Origin of the sequence: Nocardia thailandica NBRC 100428 (assembly GCF_000308795.1) — a bacterium.
Classification (GTDB): Bacteria; Actinomycetota; Actinomycetes; order Mycobacteriales; family Mycobacteriaceae; genus Nocardia; species Nocardia thailandica.
Map to the genome: position 1 here is coordinate 32,118 of NZ_BAGK01000011.1, position 19,883 is coordinate 52,000.

Annotated in this window: 15 protein-coding genes; 3 read left to right on the forward strand and 12 right to left on the reverse strand. The window is 70.9% G+C overall.

The window, feature by feature from the left end; all coding sequences use genetic code 11:
* Positions 1–193 precede the first annotated feature (193 nt).
* Complete coding sequence (locus tag ON36_RS00900) at positions 194–841, reverse strand: hypothetical protein (protein ID WP_043646511.1); 648 nt, start codon at positions 839–841, stop codon at positions 194–196.
* Positions 842–1,332: 491 nt separating this feature from the next.
* Here ON36_RS00900 and ON36_RS00905 point away from each other — a divergent pair, with 491 nt between their 5' ends.
* Complete coding sequence (locus ON36_RS00905; RefSeq protein WP_043646514.1) at positions 1,333–4,668, forward strand: arabinosyltransferase domain-containing protein; 3,336 nt, start codon at positions 1,333–1,335, stop codon at positions 4,666–4,668.
* A gap of 87 nt (positions 4,669–4,755) precedes the next feature.
* On the opposite strand, the gene ON36_RS35365 is transcribed toward ON36_RS00905, so the two are convergent.
* The 7 genes from ON36_RS35365 to ON36_RS00935 form a co-directional block, all read right to left on the reverse strand.
* Complete coding sequence (locus tag ON36_RS35365; protein WP_169334665.1) at positions 4,756–4,914, reverse strand: hypothetical protein; 159 nt, start codon at positions 4,912–4,914, stop codon at positions 4,756–4,758.
* A 149-nt stretch (positions 4,915–5,063) separates the two neighbouring features.
* Complete coding sequence (locus tag ON36_RS00910; RefSeq protein WP_043646517.1) at positions 5,064–5,498, reverse strand: hypothetical protein; 435 nt, start codon at positions 5,496–5,498, stop codon at positions 5,064–5,066.
* 185 nt (positions 5,499–5,683) lie between these two features.
* Positions 5,684–9,001, reverse strand: coding sequence for an arabinosyltransferase domain-containing protein (locus tag ON36_RS00915; RefSeq protein WP_043646574.1), 3,318 nt, complete (start codon positions 8,999–9,001; stop codon positions 5,684–5,686).
* A gap of 32 nt (positions 9,002–9,033) precedes the next feature.
* Entirely contained in the window at positions 9,034–9,537 is a 504-nt protein-coding gene (locus tag ON36_RS00920; RefSeq protein WP_043646520.1) for a hypothetical protein, read from the reverse strand.
* A gap of 171 nt (positions 9,538–9,708) precedes the next feature.
* Entirely contained in the window at positions 9,709–10,245 is a 537-nt protein-coding gene (locus tag ON36_RS00925) for a hypothetical protein (protein WP_043646523.1), read from the reverse strand.
* 204 nt (positions 10,246–10,449) lie between these two features.
* On the reverse strand, positions 10,450–12,402 hold the full coding sequence (locus ON36_RS00930; protein WP_052313517.1) for a galactan 5-O-arabinofuranosyltransferase: 1,953 nt from the start codon (positions 12,400–12,402) through the stop codon (positions 10,450–10,452).
* Between the two features lie 113 nt (positions 12,403–12,515).
* Complete coding sequence (locus tag ON36_RS00935) at positions 12,516–12,890, reverse strand: MerR family transcriptional regulator (protein ID WP_043646527.1); 375 nt, start codon at positions 12,888–12,890, stop codon at positions 12,516–12,518.
* Positions 12,891–12,955: 65 nt separating this feature from the next.
* Here ON36_RS00935 and ON36_RS00940 point away from each other — a divergent pair, with 65 nt between their 5' ends.
* Positions 12,956–14,074: an alkene reductase gene (locus ON36_RS00940; RefSeq protein ID WP_043646531.1), complete on the forward strand. Its 1,119-nt coding sequence runs from the start codon at positions 12,956–12,958 to the stop codon at positions 14,072–14,074.
* Positions 14,075–14,144: 70 nt separating this feature from the next.
* On the opposite strand, the gene dprE2 is transcribed toward ON36_RS00940, so the two are convergent.
* Together dprE2 and dprE1 are read right to left on the reverse strand one after the other, a co-directional pair.
* Complete coding sequence (dprE2, locus tag ON36_RS00945; RefSeq protein ID WP_043646534.1) at positions 14,145–14,924, reverse strand: decaprenylphospho-beta-D-erythro-pentofuranosid-2-ulose 2-reductase; 780 nt, start codon at positions 14,922–14,924, stop codon at positions 14,145–14,147.
* Positions 14,921–16,345, reverse strand: a complete 1,425-nt coding sequence (gene dprE1, locus ON36_RS00950; protein ID WP_043646537.1) for a decaprenylphosphoryl-beta-D-ribose oxidase — start codon at positions 16,343–16,345, stop codon at positions 14,921–14,923. Before dprE1 ends, dprE2 begins: the two co-directional genes overlap by 4 nt.
* A 92-nt stretch (positions 16,346–16,437) precedes the next feature.
* Here dprE1 and ON36_RS00955 point away from each other — a divergent pair, with 92 nt between their 5' ends.
* Complete coding sequence (locus ON36_RS00955; protein ID WP_083884826.1) at positions 16,438–16,893, forward strand: GtrA family protein; 456 nt, start codon at positions 16,438–16,440, stop codon at positions 16,891–16,893.
* A gap of 1 nt (position 16,894) precedes the next feature.
* On the opposite strand, the gene ON36_RS00960 is transcribed toward ON36_RS00955, so the two are convergent.
* Together ON36_RS00960 and ON36_RS00965 are read right to left on the reverse strand one after the other, a co-directional pair.
* On the reverse strand, positions 16,895–17,524 hold the full coding sequence (locus ON36_RS00960; RefSeq protein WP_043646540.1) for a pyridoxamine 5'-phosphate oxidase family protein: 630 nt from the start codon (positions 17,522–17,524) through the stop codon (positions 16,895–16,897).
* A gap of 174 nt (positions 17,525–17,698) precedes the next feature.
* Positions 17,699–19,879, reverse strand: a complete 2,181-nt coding sequence (locus tag ON36_RS00965) for a molybdopterin-dependent oxidoreductase (protein ID WP_043646543.1) — start codon at positions 19,877–19,879, stop codon at positions 17,699–17,701.
* Positions 19,880–19,883 lie beyond the last annotated feature (4 nt).

A 19,883-nucleotide genomic window follows, 5' to 3' on the forward strand; every position in this document is an offset into this window, starting at 1 on the left:
GATGGGCCCGGCGCCGGTGGACGACCGGACTTTTGCGATTCCATGAACGGCGGAGCGCGATAAAAGTAGCGGCGCGCGCCGGGGACCCGTGTGCGAATTTCGCACACGGGTCGGGAGTTATCCGCGCGGCACGGAATTCATCGCGAAATGCGGCGCCTCATGAACGCGGAATTCCGGCCGCGGAAACCGGATATCAGGGGCCGACGGTGATCGGCACCGAGGGGGTGGTGGTGTTGTTCACCGCGTAGGTGCCCGTCACCTGACCGGTGGTGGCGCTGGTGGGGCAGCCGAAGCTGCCGGTCACCTTGATCGGCGCCGGGGAGTTGGTCGCCTGGACCTTGGAGGGGGTTCCGTTGGTCCAGGTGCCGGCCAGGGCCGCGGGCGCGGTGGGCGCGACCACGATCTTGCAGGAGGCCAGGCCGCTGGTCTGGATGACCATGCCGCCCTGCGGGACGTTGATGGTCCCGGAGATGGGCGAGCCGTTCTGGCCGGTGATCGACCAGCTGCCGTTGGTGGTCACGGTGGCGCTGACGCCCCACATGCTGGTGGAGCAGCCGGTGAAGGTGGGCGCGCTGATCGGCACGGTGATCGGGCCGCTCGGGTTGGTGTTGTTGGGCGCGGCCGGGACCGCGCCGGTGGCGTTGGAGCCGGTGCAGGTGATGCTGACACCGCCCGCGACCGCCGTCACCGAACCCACGTTGGTGGCCGAGACCGAGGCTCCCGCGGGGGAGACGGTGGTCGAGCCGGCGGCCGCGGCCGGGCCGATGCCGAACGTCGCGGCCGCCACCGCACATCCGGCGGTGACCATTGCTGCGCGCGCGAAGAATTGATTGTCGAACATGATGTCCTCCTACGGTGAGGGGTCGGTGAATCCGAATTCCGGTGGAATCACCGAATTCAGCGTACGAAATGCGAATTTCGCACCGCTGTGAATCGGCGCTACGGTTTCGTTCGGGGGATTTCGCGCGAACGTCGGCATTCGGCGCGTTTCATCCGATAACATGCCTGCCCGATTGTTTCGCGCAACAATCGGGCCGCATTCGCGCCGGTCGCGCCGGGGGTCCTGCTAAGATTGAAACACCTCTGTGTCAGATCCGAAGTGCCTGTGAACGTGGTTCACTGAAACTTGGCGATAGCGGATGGCTCTGGCCGTGGAACCCGTTGAGGGAGCGGCACTTCCGGCCGGCCGCGCGGCGCGGGCCGCGACCATTAATGAAACAGTTGAACTTCAAACGGTGGCCCAGTATATGGCACCCGGGGCCCGTCATCCGGGAACCGGCCGCGGCGTGCGACCACCTCGCAACATCCGGCGGCCAGATACCATGGCGAACCGTGCCAGACGCCGCAACTGCCGTTCTCACCAAGCCGCCCGCCCAGCCGGCGGCTTCCGCGAAGGACTTCCGGACCGCCCGCTGGATCGCCCTGATCGCGGGCATACTCGGTGCGCTGTTCGCGCTGGCGACGCCGTTCCTTCCGGTCACCCAGACCACGGCCGAGGTGAACTGGCCACAGGGCGGAACCGTGGGCAACGTCCAGGCGCCCCTGATGTCGCAGGTGCCACTCGACGTCACCGCCACCATCCCGTGCGCCACCGTCGCCCAGCTGCCCGCACAGGGCGGCATGCTGCTGGCTACCGCGCCGCCGCAGGGCGACCGCGCGGCGCTGGAGGCGATGTTCGTCCGGGTGTCCGACAGCAGCGTCGACGTGGTCCTGCGCAACGCCGTGGTCGCCTCCGCGCCGCGGGCCGAGATGGGCGGCTGCACAGAGATTCTCATCGAGTCCGGCCGGGACCGGACCACCGCGGAGTTCACCGGCCTGACCAAGGAGGTGCAGCGGCCGGTCGAGGGGCAGCCGGGTGTCACCGAGACCGTGCGCGTGCCGGTCACCGGGCAGCTCAACGGCGACCTGCGCCCGCAGGTGGTCGGCGTCTTCACCGACCTCAAGGGCGCGGCGCCCGCGGGGCTGTCGTTCCACATGGACGTCGACTCGCGTTTCTCGTCGAGCCCGTCGATCGTCAAGCTCGTCGCCATCGTCGCCGCGGTGCTGTGCACGCTCCTCGCGCTGGCCGCCCTGGCCCGGCTCGACGGCAGCGACGGCCGTGGGCACCGCCGGTTCCTGCCCGCCAACTGGCTGAGGCCGACCTGGGCCGACGGCGCGGTCGTCGGCACGCTGCTGGTGTGGCACTTCGTCGGCGCCAACACCTCCGACGACGGCTACATCCTGAGCATGGTCCGCGTCGCGCCGCACGCGGGCTACATGGCCAACTACTTCCGCTGGTACGGCGTGCCCGAGGCACCGTTCGGCTGGTACTACTACGTCATCCAGGCGTTCGCCGAGGTCTCCACCGCCAGCCCGTGGGTGCGGCTGCCCGCCCTGTTCTGCGCGATCCTGTGCTGGATGGTCATCAGCCGCGAGGTGGTGCCCCGCCTCGGCAACGGCGTCAAGCGCAGCAAGGTCGCGCTGTGGACCGGCGGCCTGGTCTTCCTCGCCTTCTGGCTGCCCTTCGACAACGGCCTCCGGTCGGAACCGATCGTGGCGCTGGGCGCCCTGCTGACCTGGGTCTCCATCGAGCGCGCCATCGCCACCGGCCGCCTGCTGCCCGCCGGTGTCGCGGTGCTGGTCGCGGCGTTCACCCTCGCGGCGGCGCCCACCGGCCTGATGTGTGTGGCCGCGCTGCTCGCCGGCATCCGGCCGCTGGTGCGGATCGTGGTGCGCAGGCACCGGCAGTTCGGCACGACGGCGCTGCTCGCGCCGATCGCGTCCGCCGGCCTGCTGGTGCTCACGGTGGTCTACGGCGATCAGACCTTCGCCGGGATCCAGGAGGCCAACCGGGTGCGGCAGGCGACCGGCCCGAACCTGGCCTGGTACGAGGACTACCTGCGCTACTACTACCTGTTCGTCGAGACGGTCGACGGCTCGCTGGCCCGCCGCTTCGCCTTCCTGACGATGCTGCTGTGCCTGTTCACCACCATGCTGGTGCTGCTGCGCCGCCGCCAGGTGCCCGGCATCGCCTCGGGGCCGACCTGGCGGCTGATGGGCGTGGTCATCGGCACGATCTTCTTCATGATGTTCAACCCGACGAAGTGGACCCACCACTTCGGCGCGTACGCGGGCATCGCGGGCTCGCTGGCCGCGGTGACCGCCGTCGCGGTGTCGGCCAGCGCCCTGCGCTCCCGCAAGAACCGGGCGATCTTCCTGGCCGGCCTGCTGTTCGTGCTGGCGCTGTCGTTCTCCGGGATCAACGGCTACTGGTACGTCTCCAGCTTCGGCGTGCCGTGGTTCGACAAGACCATCTCGCTGAAGGGCTTCGAGTCCAACACCGTGATGCTGGTGCTGTTCGGCCTGGCGCTGGCCCTGGTGGCCTGGTACGGGCTGCGCGAGGACTACGTGAAGCCGCAGCCCTCGCCGAAGTCGGCGCGCGGCAAGCGGATCCGCAAGTTCGCCGCCATCCCGCTGACCGTGGTCGCGGCGCTGATGGTGCTGCTCGAGGTCGCCTCGCTGGCCAAGGGCGCGGTGCAGCAGTACCCCGCCTACTCGCTGGGCCGCTCCAATGTCGACGCCTTGTTCGGCAAGTCGTGCGGGCTGGCCAACGACGTGCTCGTCGAATCCGATCCCAACGGCGGCAGGCTGGAGCCGGTCGTCGACCCGTCCGCGCCCGCGTGGAAGGACCGGAACGATCCGCTGGCGGGGGCCGATCCGGTCGGCTTCAGCCCCAACGGCGTGCCCAACGACCTGTCCGCCGACGCGGTCGAGGTGAAGCCGGGCACCGGCAACACCAGCAACCAGTCGGTCGGCGCGGCCTTCGCCGAGGGCGAGAGCGCGGGCACCGGCGGCGGAAAGGGCGCCCAGGGTGTCAACGGCTCGACCGTGGCGCTGCCCTTCGGCCTCGACCCGGCGACCACCCCCATCCAGGGCAGCTACCAGGAGGGCGTGCAGCAGCCCGCCCACCTGGAGTCCGCCTGGTACGGGCTGCCCGCGCGGTCCGCGGACTCGCCGCTGATCGTCATCAGCGCGGCGGGCCGCATCGCCTCCAAGGACGACACCGGCGCCGACAAGTACGGCCAGTCCCTGCTGCTCGAGTACGGCAAGCGCAATCCCGACGGCACCATCGAGTCGCTGGGCGTGTACCAGCCGCGCGACATCGGCCCGTTCCCGTCCTGGCGCAACCTGCGGGTGCCCCGCGACGAGATCGCGCCCGAGGCCGACACCGTGCGCATCCTGGCCAACGACCCGATCCTCATCGGCGACCAGTGGCTCGCGTTCACCCCGCCGCGCGTGCCGGTGCTGAAGTCGCTGGACAGCTACCTGGGCCGCACCCAGCCGGTCCTGCTGGACTGGGCCGTCGGCCTGCAGTTCCCGTGCCAGCGCCCGTTCGATCACCGCTACGGCGTGGCCGAGGTGCCCAACTACCGCATCCTGCCGGACCGTCCGCTGGCGATCTCCTCCACCGACACCTGGCAGGCCGAGGAGTTCGGTGGCCCGCTCGGGTTCGCGCAGATGCTGGCGAGCCGGGTGACCGTCCCGACCTACCTGAAGGACGACTGGGCCCGTGACTGGGGCTCGCTGGAGCGCTACGACCAGTACATGAAGGCCGTCCCCGCCGAAATCACCACCGGCGAGGCGACCAGGTCCGGCCTGTGGAGCCCCGGCAACCTCCGGGTGTTCTGAGGCTCGGCCACAGACGTGATGAGGCGCGGACCGGATGCCGGTCCGCGCCTCGGGTCGTTCGGTGGCGGTTCTGGTGCTGGTGGTGGTTCAGGCGTTGATGCGACGGCCGAGCTCTCGGCGTAAGACCTCCTGCGAGGGCAGTCTGTCCAGGACTCGCATCACTGCCGGTCGTAGTTCGCGCTTCTCGTCGTCGTTGAGCAGATCGACGAGATCCCGCAGATCCATGTCATCGAAGGCTCCTGTCATACCCTCAAGCCTACGTGCCCAAACCTCGAGGTGAAGCGTCTTGGCACTGCCATTTACAGCTCTTTCACGCCCGTGAAACCCGCTGGGCGAGCGGCTGTTTCGCGGCACTGCCAGGTCAAGGGCGGCGTGCCGCCCCTGTGCTGCCCCTGCTACCCCGCCGACAGGCTCGACAGCCACGAGCCGATGCCGCAGCCGGCGCTGCCGGTGCCCTCGGCGGGCGCGACGACCACGGTCAGGGTGGACGGCATGATCGACGCGCTGAGGTAGGCGTAGTGCGCGGTGATCGTGTGGGTGCCCGCGGTGGTCGGGGTCCACGACACCGCCCGGGTGTTGCCCGCGGCGGACTGGGTGAGCGCGAGGGGGCTCGCCGGGATGGTCTCGGTGCCGTCCATGAACAGCACGCTCTCCAGCGAGCCGCCGAGCACGGTGCTCTCGACCGTGTAGGTGCAGCCGACGCGCGGGGTCGGCGAGGAGATCGACACGACGCGTTGCGCGTCCGCGCCCGCGGCGCCCGCGCACCACGCCCCCGTCGCGGCGATGCTGAGGGCGGCGACCGCCCGGGTGATGTTCCTTCGGTACTGCATGATGTTGCCCTCCTGCGTGCTTGCGGGTGAGCGTAGGCGCCGCGACTGTGAAACATCTTGATTTCAGAGGACATCGAAACCTGGGTCTTGCGGACCTCGCGCATCCCTGCGCCGACGAGCGCGGGCCCGGGTCCCGACGGTGCGGCGCACCGCCGAGACCCGGGCCCGATCCGGTCTCCGGCGGGTCAGCCCTGGGCGCGGATCGGGGGTTCCTTCAGCCTGCCGCTCACGGTCTGCCGGGTGACGCCGATCTCGGCCGGCACGGCCTCGACGTAGGGGGTGAAGCGTTCCAGCGAACCCCAGTCGCGGCCGAGGTCGTGGGACAGGTAGCTGGGGACGGTCTGGGACTTCAGCAGCAGGCCGGTCCAGCCGAGCGGGCCGCCGCCGATGTCGTCCTGCCAGGCGTTGGACGCGTCCGAACCCACGCGGTCGGGCAGGATGCGCCACTGCGGGACCTCGGCGACACCGTTGTGGTGGTCGAACGGCCGCTGGCACGGGAACGCCAGGCCCACATGCCAGTCCAGCAGCACGGGCGCCGTCGAGCCGACCACGGAGTTCAGGGTGGCCAGCTTCGGCAGCCGCGGCGGGGTGACGGCCAGCCACTGCTTCTGGGTGATGTCGTTGTCGGCCGCGACCAGGCGGACGGCGTCGGTCCCCGCCGGGAGCTGGTCGAGGGGGACACGCAGGTTGCGCCACGACGGCGCCGGGCCGATGTCCAGCGGGACGACCGAGCCGCGCACGTCGACGGTGCCGTCGGGACCGCGAACGCCGTACTCCACCTTCAGGTCCTGGCCGTAGTGCACGATGCCGTCGGCGTCCACCGAGCGGATGCGGCCCGCGGCGGTGATGATCAGCGCCTGATAGGCGGGATCGTCCCGCAGGCTCTGCGGCGCGTCGAGGCGGTACCACTGCGAGGTCAGCTTCGCCTGCTGCTGCACGCCGTCCTGGTAGGAGCCGAGGACGGGGGTGCGGGCGGGATCGAGGCCGAAGGGCAGCGCGACGGAGCTGCCGTTGAGACCGGTCTGCGCGGTGGTGCCGCCGCCGGTGCCCGCGCCGGTGGTCTTGGTGGTCTTGTTCTCGGTGGACTCCACGGAATTGGCTCCGCCGGTGGCGGTCTCCTCCGCGTCGGCGGTCAGGTCGGCGGCGACGCCGTTGGGGGTGAATCCCGTCGACTCGGCGCCGAGCCCGTCGGCGGGCGCGCCGGTGTAGGGGGTCAGCAGCGAGCCGGGTGTATCGGTCTCGACCAGGACCTCGTCGGCCAGCGCGCACGGATTCCCGCGCAGCGACTCGATGTTGGACTTGGCGATCGAGTACGCGGGATACTGCGTCACCGCGCCCTTCACCAGCGAGAAGACCTCGATCAGGACGACCAGCGCGGCGGCGATGGTCAGCGGGACGGTCGCGAAACGATCGAAACGCCGTGGCGCGCGCGGCTTCCGGTACGGGGCACGCAGATGGAACCACAGCGCGACCAGCAGCGCCAGCACGCTGAGGCCGAGGAACAGCGTCGACAGGCCCTTGCCTGCGACCACGGGCGCCTTGTCCCAGAAGGGGACCCCGTAGCTGGAGACGTACCACCAGCCGTTGGAGCCGGTGAAGGTGAAGGCCAGCAGGAACAACACCGCGGCCGTGAACAGCGCGCGGTTGCGCGGGGCGCGGATTCCGTCGGCGCCCACCGCGACCGCCGCCAGCGCCGCCAGCGAACCGGCCAGGCCCGCGTAGACGCCGAAGTGGTGTGTCCACTTGGTCGGCGTCCACATCATCAGCAGCAGCGAGGCGAAGACGATGCCGAGGATGCGCACGGACGGCCCGCGCGAGGTCCCCGGTATCCGGCCGCGCCGCAGCACCTGCACCACGCAGACCAGCAGGCACAGCAGCATCACCAGCACGCCGAAGCGCCGCGAGAGGGAGCCGTCGGGGGCGAGCATGAACAGCGAGTCCCAGCGGGTGCGCTCGTCGAACCAGGTCACGTTGGGGCCGACCAGGGTGCGCACCCGCGTCGCCTCCATGACGGTCGCCAGGGTCTGATCGGCGAACACGACGGTCAGCACGACGGTGCCCGCGGCGAGGCCGGGCGCGAGCAGGGCGGCGTAGCGGAACACGGTGGCGCCGAGGGACCGTCGCGGCGCGGGCACGGGGGCGGCCGCGTCGCCGTCGGGTTCGTCGGCGGCGACGCGGCGGGGCCGGACGCCCTGCGCGCGCTTGACGATGATCTCCAGCACCGGCCGCGCGCCCGCGATGAGCGCGGCCAGGCAGATCAGGCCGGTCGGGCCCGCCGCGAGGGAGAAGGCGGCGATCAGCACGGCCAGCGCGGCGGGCAGCAGCCTGCCGGTCGCGACGGCGCGCTCGATCGCGCACCAGGTGAGCAGCGCGCCCGCGGCGATCAGCGGCTCGGGGCGCAGCCCGTTGTCGTAGGGCAGCCAGAACGCGAGGAAGACCAGCCCGGCGGTCCACAGCGCCACCCGGTCGCGGCGGACGCGGGCGCCGAGGCGCGGCAGCACCTCGCGGCTGATCACCGCCCAGCACACCAGCCCGGCGGCCAGCGCGGGCAGCCGCATCCACGGGCTCGCGTCGCTGACCTTCGTCATCCACGCGAGCACCTCGTAGGACCAGCCGAACGGGGCCTCCGGCACGCCGAACCAGCGGTAGTAGTTGGCCATGTAGCCCGCGTGCTCCGACGCGCGCGCCATGTTGAGGATGTAGCCGTCGTCGGAGGTGTTGGCGCCGACCACGTGCCACACCAGCAGGGTGCCGACCACCGCGACGTCCGCGCCGGAGACCTGCCACCAGTGCCGGGGCAGGAAGCGGCGCGCCCGGCGGCCGTCGCCGGTGTCGAGCAGGTGCAGCGCGATCAGGGCGATCACGGTCGCGACGCCCGCGACGACCATCGCCGCGAGCTTGAGCGGGGTCGGGGTCGAGCTGAAGCGGGAGTCGATGTCGGCGTGCAGCGCCGCCCCGGTGAGGGCCGCGGCGTCGAGGTCGGTGAACACGCCGACGATCTGCGGGCGCTTGTCCACGGTGACGGTGTTGCGGAAGGGGGACCCGTCCTGGCGGGTTACCCCGCGGAACTCGACGGTCGTCGCCTCCACGGTGGAGTCGATCGCGACGCTCGCGCAGCCGCCGATCTCGGCGACCGGCGCCGAGAGCATCGGCACATCGCGGGCCTGCACGCCGAGCACGCCGTCGCGGACGGTGACCGACAGGCCCTTGGCGGTCTGCCCGGAGGCCGCGGGGACGGTGGTCAGCAGCGTGGTGGTGCCGGATTCGGGCAGGCCGCGCAGCACGGCGCACGGCAGCTCGGCCGTGAGGCGCTGGGGCACGTACGACACGAGGGGCGCTTCGACGCTGGTCGCGCCCGGCTGGGGCCAGTCCAGGCTCGCCCGGTCCTGACGGACCGGCAGCAGCGGGGTCAGCAGCGCGAGCAGGAACCCGAGGAGCCCGGCGACGAGGGCGATCAGGCGGTATCTCTGGAACGCTCGGTTGGTTCGGTCCGGCACGGGGATTGATGCTAACCGCGACGGCCGGGCCCGCGCGGTCAGCCCGCGGCGCGCGTGCTCTCGGCCAGCAGCGCGCGGCCCCACGCGGGCACCGCCGTGTCCGGGCGGGGGAAGGCCGCGAGCTCGCCGCGTAGCTGGTCAGCGGTGATGGGCGCGGTGCCCTCGGGGAGTTCGGTGGTGGAGAACGCGGTCTTGAACCGGGTCGGTCCCGCCACGAAGACCTCCGCGGCGAGCCACGCGCCCGCGTGCGGGTCGTAGGACATCCGCTTGTGCTCGGCCAGGTAGTGCACGAGGTCCGGCGGCGCCTCCAGTTCGGTGACCGTGCCGTCGCGGTGGCGCACCTCGATGTAGGCCGACAGCCCGTCGCCGACGGCGACGGCGCGCACGGTGGCGAACCGCTGACCCGGCTGCAACAGCGTGATGGCCAGGTCGACCATGGCCTGCTCGACCGCCGCGAGCGAGGGCAGGGCCGGGGGAGGGGCAGTTTCGCGCGCCAGTCGTGGGCGCAGCAGATCGAAACGATCCTGCCTGCTGAGCGTCATAGCAATACCTCTGCATCCGTACCGGAGTGACACCGAGTCGGTGTACTCCGGTCGGCCGAACTTTCGAACAAGGCGCAGCGTACCCCGCATGCGCTGCCGTATGGTCGGGATACCCGCTCTGACCGGGTCAGGTGTGGGATATCACGCCTGGCTTACCCGTGGTTACCCATCTCACGCCGCGGAGACACGCAACGCGAACCAGCCCTCCGCCGGGTCGGCGAAACCGTGGTACAGCAACGGGATTCGCTGATCGACCGCGAAGTGCCGGTACACCGCCGCCATCGCCTGGCGCATCGCGAAGGACTGGAAGTCCTCTATACGCCGCGGGCCGATCGGATGCTCGGGCAGCAGGGACAGCCGATCCAGCTCGACCGGATCGTCGATGTCGAGGCCGCCGGGTTCGGGGTCCTCGATGAGGTGATCGTGCAGGACCTCGCGGGCGGCGGTCGGATCGTGCCGGGGCCCGGTGTAGGCCTGCTCGTGCGCGTGGACGAGATCGCGCGCGCCGAGGGGCGCGGACGTGGCTTCGATCAGGGCGATCAGCTCGGCGTCGGGTACCGGTTTTCGGTCGCGGACCGGGGCCTGCTCGAGAAGGTGCAGGATGTAGCCGCCGCGCACGAGCGGCTCGGGGACCAGGAAGACGCTCACGCTGGGACAGGTGAGGTTCCCGCCGGTCAAACACATCCTGGTGTGCATCGGATCGGACATATGTCCTCCTCCGCGTAGCGGGCCGGTCACGACCCGGTTCGAACCGTGGATCGAGTGGTGGAGCGCCGTCCGCGTCGCGCGGGCGACCGTGCCGCACCAGTCAGTGTAGTGCTGCGCGGTTGCCCGGCGGGATGAACATCGCGAAAACGACCCGGCGCGATCGGGATGACCTGCGCCGGGTCGTCGGGGGTGCCGGTCGGCGGGTCAGCGCCGGACGGTAACCAGCGTGAAGGGCCCGATATCGGTGGTCTCGAAGCGCGGGTCGGCGAACAGGGCGGCCGGGAAGGACACCGTGTAGCGCCGCACGTTCGGGTCGTTGGGATAGACGTCCTCGGCCAGCCGCAGCGTGTACCGGTCGCCCTCGTGCCGGAACAGGAACGCGTCCGGCGCCCGCCACGGCGCGGCGTCCATCGCCGTCAGCAGCGCCTCGGGGGAGGCGGCCTCGCTCCACCGCGCGATGGCCGCCGCCCGGCCGGAGAAGTCGGCGAGCGGGTTCGCGTAGTGCGAGGTCAGCGCCTGGAAACCGAAGTACGGGTAGATGGCCAGGAAGGTGGTGTCGGCGGTCAGCACCACGGTCTCGTCGCGCGGCCGCCCGGTCTGGGTGCGCAGGGCCGCGTCGATCGCCCGGTAGTAGGACTCGGCCGAGGGCGGACGCTTGTCGGCGCGCTCACCGTTGCCATCGGTGTCGGTGTAGGCCAGGTCGATCTCGTGGGTCAGCACGCCGGGGATGGCCTGGGCGAAGGACAGGGCGCCGAGCACCGCGACCACCGCCGCGGCGACGCGCAGGCCGGCGGGCTCGTCGAACAGCTGGTAGAGCGCGCGGGCGCCCTCGAAGAACCCGAACGCGCCCGCCGCGGCGAGCAGCACGAGCAGGACCGGGGTGAGCCGGAAGGAGAGCAGGGTGGTGCCGATCGCGGTGGCCGCCAGCGACAGCAGCGTCCACAGGTAGACGCCGATCACGCCGAGGCCGAGCGCCTGCGCCCGCCGCGACGAGCCCGCCCGCAGCACCAGCCAGATCGTGCCGAGCAGGCAGAACGCCCCGCGCAGGCTGAACTCGGTCATCGGGAACGACATCTCCGCCCCGAAGGTCGGCAGGTAGTGCAGGGCCGTGCCCGAACTCGCCGTCGCGCCGGTGGCGGCCTGCCTCAGGTACGGGCCCCACACCAGCAGCGCGATCAGCCCCGAGATCGCCCCGATGACGACCAGTTTGACCAGCGGCGGCACCGCCGCCCGCCAGGCGGGACCGAGGTCGACGGGTTCGCGGCGGCCGATCCGCGGTCGGGTGAGCTGCCGGTGCGCCCGCAGCGCGAGCGCGGCCGCGACCACCGCCATCAGGGTGACGATGAACGCGCCCGCGATGAAGTACAGCGTGTAGAAGCATCCGGCCAGCCCGAGGAACAGGCCGGTGCCGAGCACCGCGCCCCAGCCGCCCGCGGTCGCGCCGTCGGGCTCCGGCCGGTGCAGCGCGCCCCACGCCAGGATCAGCACCGGCGGGATGAGCAGGATGAGGACCGCGCTGTAGGCCTCGGGGGAGGCGTAGGCGATGGTCATCGCGGTCACCGCGGCCGCCGCGCCCACCGCGAGGTCCGCGCGGACCAGTGCCGACCACAGCACCAGCGCGATCACCGCGAACACGGCGAGCAGCCCGATCGCGTACGGCTTGAACACCTCCCAGCCGTCCATGCCGAGCGCGTCGCCGACCCGGCCACCGATCCAGAACCAGCCCGCGGGGTAGTACGGCGGCAGGTCGGCGTAGGTCATGTCGCGCAGCGCGGGGCTGTCGGTCAGGCGGGTCAGGTACTCGGTGCGGAACTCCTGGTCGACCGAGATGCCGTAGAGGTAGAGCTTGGTCGCGGCCAGGGGCATGCCGAGGGTGACCGTGACGAACGTCGACAGGCCGACCCACGACAGCAGCTTGGCCACCACCGGCCTGCGGCGCAGCCGGATCAGCGTGATCGACGCGACCAGCAGCGCGGCCGCCACGACCTGGCCGACGGTGGTCAGTGCCTTGGTGACATTGGACGAGTTGAAGGCGGGCCACTGGACGACCGCGAACGCGAACAGCCCGATCGCGGCGACCAGGGCGGCCACGACCGCCGCCGCCAGCGCCTCCCCGAGCCCGCGGCCGGCCCGGCGCGCCAGGACACCCGCGTTCACGCGTGGAGTCCGTCCGCCGGATCGACCCGCAGGTCGTCGTCGATACGTCTTGCCCCCCGGTCGATCCCCTGCACGTTGCCTCCGGCTAGTCACCCGATCAGATCGGGGCAAGCCTAGTGCGAAGCCGCGAAACGTTCCCCGGCGCGTTCGATGACGTCGTCGAGCACCTCGCGCGAACGGACCAGATCGGTGATCATCCGATCGATCCGCGCGCGTTCGGTGGTGAGCGCGCGCACCAGCTGGGGCGTGGCGAATTCGTTGGCGCCGCCGTCGGTGTCGCGCATGCAGGGCAGGATCTGCGCGATCCGCTTGCTGGTGAGGCCGGCCGCGAACAGTTCCTGGATGTGGATGACCCGATCCACGGCCCAGTCGGGATAATCGCGGTGCCCGCCGGCCGTGCGCTCGGCGGCCAGCAGGCCCTGCTCCTCGTAGTAGCGCAGGGAGCGTTCGCTCACCCCGGTCCGGCGGGCGAGTTCACCGATCCGCATCTGTCACCTGGCCTTTCGTCTCCGGGCTTGAATCTCACACCGGTGTCAGGTTTTACGGTACCCGCATGACGAACGACGCGGTCACCCCGAACCTGTTCACCCCCGCCGACCTCGGCGCGCTGCACCTGCCGAACCGCCTGGTCATGGCGCCGATGACCCGCAACAGGGCCGCCGCCGACGGCGTGCCGACCCCGCTCATGGCCACCTACTACGCGCAGCGCGCGAGCGCCGGCCTCATCATCGCCGAGGCAACCACGCCGAACCCGGTCGGCCAGACCTACACCCACATCCCCGGCGCCTACACCGAGGCGCAGACCGAGGGCTGGCGCGCGGTGACCGAGGCCGTGCGCGCCGCGGGCGGCGCGATGTTCCTGCAGCTCCAGCACGGCGGGCGGGTCGGCCACCCGGCCAACAGCGGGCTGACGCCGGTCGCGCCGTCACCCGTGCCGCTGCCCGAGCCCATCCACACCCCCGCGGGCGACGTGCCCGCGGTCGTTCCCGAGGAACTGACGGTCGCGGGTATCGAGGCCACCGTGGCCGACTTCGTGTCCGCCGCCCGCAACGCCGTCGCCGCCGGGTTCGCCGGCGTGGAGATCCACAGCGCCAACGGCTATCTCCTGCACCAGTTCCTGGCCACCAACACCAACCTGCGCACCGACGGGTACGGCGGCTCGATCGCCGGGCGCATCCGGCTCACCGTCGAGGTGGTGACCGCGGTCGCCGCGGCCATCGGGCCCGAGCGGGTCGGCGTGCGGGTCTCGCCCGGCGGCACCGTCAACGGCATCGCGGAGACCGACACCGAGGCGCTGTACCCGGAACTGGTCGCCGCGCTGGACCGGCTCGGCCTCGCCTACCTGCACTACGTCTTCGCCGACCCGGACTCGGCCGTCTTCCGGCGGATCCGCGACCTGTGGACGGGCACTCTCGTCGCCAACCCGAACCTGGGCTGGGGCGTCCCGTTGCCCGCCGACGGCGGCAGGGCGGCCGCGGAGGCCCTGCTCGCGGCGGGCGCCGACCTGATCTCGCTCGGCCGGTCGTTCCTGGCCAACCCCGACCTCGTCGAGCGCCTGCGCCTCGGCGCTCCGCTCAACCCGGTCCGCGACGCGCACCTGATGTACGTGGGCGGCGCGGAGGGCTACACCGACTACCCGACCCTGGCCGAGGCCGCGTCGGTGGCCGTGTGAGCCGACCCGGAGACGGCGATGCCGCGCCGCCCGGACGGACGACGCGGCCTCACCGACGAGCGGACCCGCGCTACAGCGGCAGCTTGCGGAAGATCGGGCGCGGCACGTGCCGCAGCGCCGACATGAGGAACCGGACCTCGCCCGGCGCCCAGATGAGCTCCTTGCCCTTCTCCGAGGCGGCGACCGCGAGCTGGGCCACGTCCTCCTTGTTCACGGTGAACGGGGCTTCCTTGGCGCCGGTGGCGGCCCAGTGGTCCAGCGTGGTCTTGGTGCGCACCTGCCCGGGCCGGACCACCGTGACCCGCGGGCCGAACTCGCGCAGCGCCTCGCCCAGACCCAGGTAGAAGCCGTCGAGACCCGCCTTGGTCGAGCCGTAGACGAAGTTGGAGCGCCGCACCTTCTCGCCCGCCACCGAGGACATGGCGATGATGCGCCCGTAGCCCTGGTCCTTCATCTTCTGGCCGACGAGCACACCGACCGACACCGCGGCGGTGTAGTTGATGCCCGCGGTCGCGACCGCCTTGGCCTGGTTCTGCCACAGCTCCTCGGCGTCGCCGAGGACACCGAACGCCACGATCGCCACGTCGACGTCGCCGTCGGCGAAGGCGGCGTCCACGACGGCCGGGTGGCTCTTGGTGTCGAGGGCGTCGAAGTCGAGGACGTCGACCTGGGTCGCGCCCGCCGCCTTCATCTCCGCGACGGCGTCCTCGCGCAGCGGGTCGCCGGGCAGGGTGGCCAGGATGATGCGGGCCGGTCCCTTGCGCAGGTACTCCGCGCAGATCGCCAGACCGATCTCGGAGGTGCCGCCGAAGAGCAGCACGGTCTGCGGATTGCCAACTGCGTTGATCACTGGAGCTCCAGCCTCCTGGCCATGTCGGACATGAACACACCGTTCGGGTCCACGCTGCGGCGGACCTTGATCCACTCGTCGATGCGCGGGTACATCTTGTGGAAGGTCTCGGCCGTGGTGCGCGAGTCCTTCGCGGTGTAGAGCCTGCCGCCGAATTCCAGCACCCGCCGGTCCAGCTCGGTGACGAACTCGTTGAGCCCGCGCGAGATCGGGAAGTCGACGCAGATGTTCCAGCCCTCCATCGGGAAGCTCAACGGAGCCTGATTGCCCGGGCCGAACAGCTTGAAGACGTTCAGGAACGAGTAGAAGCCCGAGGCCTGGATGTCGACGATGATGCGCTTGAACTCCTCCACCGACTCCGGCGGCACCACGAACTGGTACTGCAGGAACCCGTTGGAGCCGTAGCCGCGGTTCCATTCACCCAGCATGTCGAGCGGGTGGTAGAACTGCGTCAGATTCTGGACCTTGCCACGGTAGGTGCCCGACTTGCGGTACCAGATCTCGCCGATCGGGCCGAAGGTGTACTTGTTGGCCAGGCCGTTGGGGAACACGTCCGGCAGCGTGAAGAAGGTCTTGCCGTTGAATCGCAGCGGATCCTTCTGCAGCTTCGCGGGCAGCTGGTCCAGCTTGGCCAGGTTGCCGCGCGAGATCGCGGCGCGGCCCAGCTTGGGCAGCGGGGCGATGGCGTCGAACCACGCCGAGCTGTACTCGTAGGAGCCCTCGGAGCCGTCGCTGTGGAAGGCGATGGTCTCGTCGAGGGTGGCGGTGACGTCGCCGTCGGCGATGAAGTACGCGGTCTCGGTCGGCGTCATCTCGATGGTGGCCCGCAGGATGATGCCGGTCAGGCCGCAGCCGCCGATCGTCGCCCAGAACAGCTCCGGGTCGGACTCGGCGGTGATGTGGCGGACCTCACCGTCGGCGGTGAGCAGCTCCATCGAGCGCACGTGGTTGCCGAAGCTGCCTGCGCTGTGATGGTTCTTGCCGTGGATATCGGAGCCGATCGCGCCGCCGATGGTGACCTGGCGGGTGCCCGGGAGTACCGGGACCCACAGGCCGAACGGCAGCGCCGCCTTCATCAGCTGGTCCAGGTTCACGCCGCCGTCCACGTCGACCAGCCGGGTGGCCGAGTCGATGCGGTGGATCTTGTTCAGCGCGGGCATGTCGATGACCAGGCCACCCGCGTTCTGCGAGTTGTCACCGTAGGAGCGGCCGAGCCCACGCGGGATCACGCCGCGTCGCAGATGCGCGGGCTTGGAGTCGTTGTCCTCGGCGACCATGCGCACGGCCGTGACGATCACCTCGGGATCGCTGGTCGAGAGCACTTCGGCGGAGGTGGCTGCGGTGCGACCCCATCCGGTGAGCTTGCGGGTCCGCGTGGTGAACGCGCCCTGCTCCGCGGGGGTCGTAATGTTCTCGGACATCGTTGATAGAGGCTACATGCATAGCCGAACCGATGACCCGTCCCGGCGGTGGGCGTGCAGTGGGATATGCCTCAGTGACCTAGGCTGTGCGCGTGTCTGCTCAACCGCATCTGCCGCTGCCCGCGGAAATTCCGGTCGTCGACGAGCCGGGTGGCACCGATGTCGATCTGAAGACGCAGATCGTCCGCTTCACCCTGACCGGCGGGTTCTCCGCGATCGTCGACTACGGCATCTACAGCCTGCTGTTGTACGCGGTCGGGCTGCCGGTGAGCGTGGCCAAGGCGATCAGTTTCGTGTGCGGCACCACGACCGCCTACCTGATCAACCGGCGCTGGACCTTCAAGGCCGAGCCGAGCCGGGCCCGCTTCCTGGCGGTGATCGCGCTCTACGCGCTGACCTTCGCCGTGCAGGTCGGGATCAACGCGGCGCTCTACTTCGCGCTGCCCGACGAGTGGTGGCGGCAGCCGCTGGCGTTCGTCGTCGCGCAGGGCACCGCCACCGTCATCAACTTCGTCGTGCAGCGCGTGGTGATCTTCCGGATCTCCTAGGTCAACTGGCCTTGGCGGCCGCCGCGGCCGCGCGCTTCCTGCTCTGCTTGCTGCCGAAGTAGTCGCCGCCCTTGGCGCGGACGCTGTCGGTGCCCCACTGGCGTTCCGCGCCGACGGGGACCATCTGCGGTATGTGCTTGCGGCAGTGGATGTAGGCCTCCTCCACGTCGACGACCACCCACACCTGGGCGGCGCGGCCGCGCTGCGGCTCGGGCAGGTCCTCGACGGTGGTGCGCAGCTCGGCGTCGTCGACCATGCGGGCCGACCCGTTGACGTGCAGGCCGATGAGGTCACGCACGAAGTCGATCATGAGAATGCCGACGTGCGGGTTCTCGAGGATGTTGCCCAGGCTGGCCATCACCCCGTTACCACGGTATTCGGGGTACGCAATCGTGCGTTCGTCGATGACGTGCAGGAACCCGGGCGGGCCCGCGCGGAAACTCGAATCGCACTCGCCGTGCGCGTCGGCGGTCGCGATGAACGCCATGTCCATCCGCGCCATGAACTCGATCATGGTGGGATTCAGGTAGTCGAGCACCTGATCGTCGTAGAAACGCTCGGCGCGGTCCGTTGTCCGGAATCTTTCCTGTAGTTCGTGCTCGCCGTCGCTGCCGACCGGTGTTCCGGGCATGGCGCCCCCTTCGATTACCGAACCTGCTGAATGGGGGTATTCGGTCGGAAACCCCCGCTGTGACCGCAATCTCGCAGTGAAGTCTAGGTCAGCGAGGGTCACCGCGTGGCGAGTCCACGATTGCGAACCGGGCGAATCGCCCGTTTGCGCAAAGGTTTCTGGGCGGGGAACCGGTCAAGCGGGCTCGACGGTGACCGGGACACCGTTGAACACCGCGTTGCCCGAGACCGGATCGATCACCGAATCGTCGGTCAGCGCATTGGCGTTCACCCCGGCGTTGGCGCGGGCGACCGACTGCGCGCTGCCGCCGTGACCCCAGCCGTGCGGCAGGCTCACCACGCCCGGCATGATCGCCGCCGTCGTCTCCACCGGCACCCGCAGGGCGCCCGCCGCGGAACGGACCGTGGCGGCCTCGCCGAGACCGAGCCGCGCGGCGTCGTCCGGGTGGACGTGCAGCGTGCAGCGGTTGGACCCGCCGACCAGGCCGGCGATGTTGTGCATCCAGCTGTTGTTGGAGCGCAACTGCCTGCGCCCGATCAGCGTCATGGCGGGCACCGGTTCGGTCAGCCGGGCGCGCAGGCGGGCGACGTCGGCGATGAGCTGCGGCGGGGCGAGCTCGACCCGGCCCGACGCCGTGCGCAGCCCGTCGGGCAGCCGGGGCCGCAGCGCACCGAGGTCGAGACCGTGCGGATTGTCCAGCAGGACCGACAGATTCAGCTTGCCGCCGTTCCACTCGCCGTACGGGCCGAGGCGGAGCATGAGATCGATGCGCTGCTCGGTGCTGTCGGCGCCGGTCAGCTCGCCGCGCGACTCCGCCCGGCCCGCCTTGGCCAGGGTGGTCGCGATGACGAACTCGTCGAACTGTGCGATGGCGCTCTGCGCGCCGGTGCCCGCGTGCGGTTGGCCGGTGACCGCGGCCGCCAGCCGGACCAGCACCGCCGACTCCGAGGGTCGATCGCCGAGCGGGACCAGCGGCGGCGAGTAGCGCGCGTAGTTGCGCACCGCGAACTGCAGCAGCGCGAAGTCGTAGTGCGGGGACTGCACCGAGCGCGGCGGCGGCAGGATGACGTCGGCGTGCCGCGTCGTCTCGTTGACGTACCGGTCGACGCTGACCATGAACTCCAGCCCGGCCAGGGCCGTGTCGAGCCGGTCGCCGCTCGGCGCGGACAGCACCGGGTTGCCCGCGACGGTGATCAGGGCGCGGATCTGCCCCTCGCCCGGCGTCTCGATCTCGTCGGCCAGGGTGGCGACCGGCAGTTCGCCCATGGCCTCGGGCAGGTCGCGGACCCGGCTGCGCCAGCGCCCGGTCCGGAACGGCTTGCTGCGCGCGACGCCACCGGCGGCGGCCTGGGCGAACATGGCCCCGCCCGGGCTGTCGAGGTTGCCGGTGAGCGTGTTGAGCACGTCGACCAGCCACTGGGTCAGGGTGCCGAACTCGGCGGTGCAGGTGCCGATGCGCGCGTACACCGCGGCCGACGGGGCGGCGGCCAGCTCACGGGCGAGGCGGCGCACGGTGTCCGCGTCGATCCCGGTCCGCTCGGCGGCGACCTCGGGGGTGAAGTCCGCGGCGGCGGCGCGGACCTCCTCCAGGCCCGTCACGTCCACGGTCACGCTCACCAGGTCCTCGGCGAACAGGGTGTGCGCGATGCCGAGCAGCAGTGCGGGATCGGTGCCCGGCCGGATGAACAGGTGCTCGTCGGCCAGCTCGGCGGTCCGGGTGCGGCGCGGGTCGACCACCACAAGGCGCCCGCCGCGCGCCTTCAGCGCCTTGAGCCTGCCGGGGAAGTCGGGCGCGGTGCACAGCGAGCCGTTGGACTCCAGCGGGTTGGCGCCCAGGATCAGCAGGTGGTCGGTCCGGTCCAGGTCCGGCACCGGGACGAACAGGGGATCACCGAACATCAGCCCCGCGGCGACCTGCTTGGGCATCTGGTCGGCGGTGCTGGCGGAGTAGATGTGGCGGGTGCCGACCGCGCGGATCAGCGCGGGCAGGTACAGCGCCCCCGCGACGGTGTGCGCGTTCGGGTTGCCCAGGTAGAGCCCGGCGGCCCGGTTGCCGTCGGCGCCGAGGGCGGCGGGGAACCGCTCGGCGATCAGATCGAAGGCATCGTCCCAGCTCACCGGGCGGAACTCGCCGGTCGACCGGTCACGTACCAGCGGCGTGCGGACCAGGTCGGGGTCGCCGTCGAGCTTGCCGAAGCTGGCCCCCTTGGGGCAGAGGAATCCGCGCGAGAACGGATCGTCACGATCGCCCCGCACCGAGACCACCTGGTCGTCGGCGTCGAGGGTGAGGGTCAGCCCGCAGACCGCCTCACAGAGCGGGCAGGTACGCAGCAGATTCCGGGAACCGACGGCCATACCC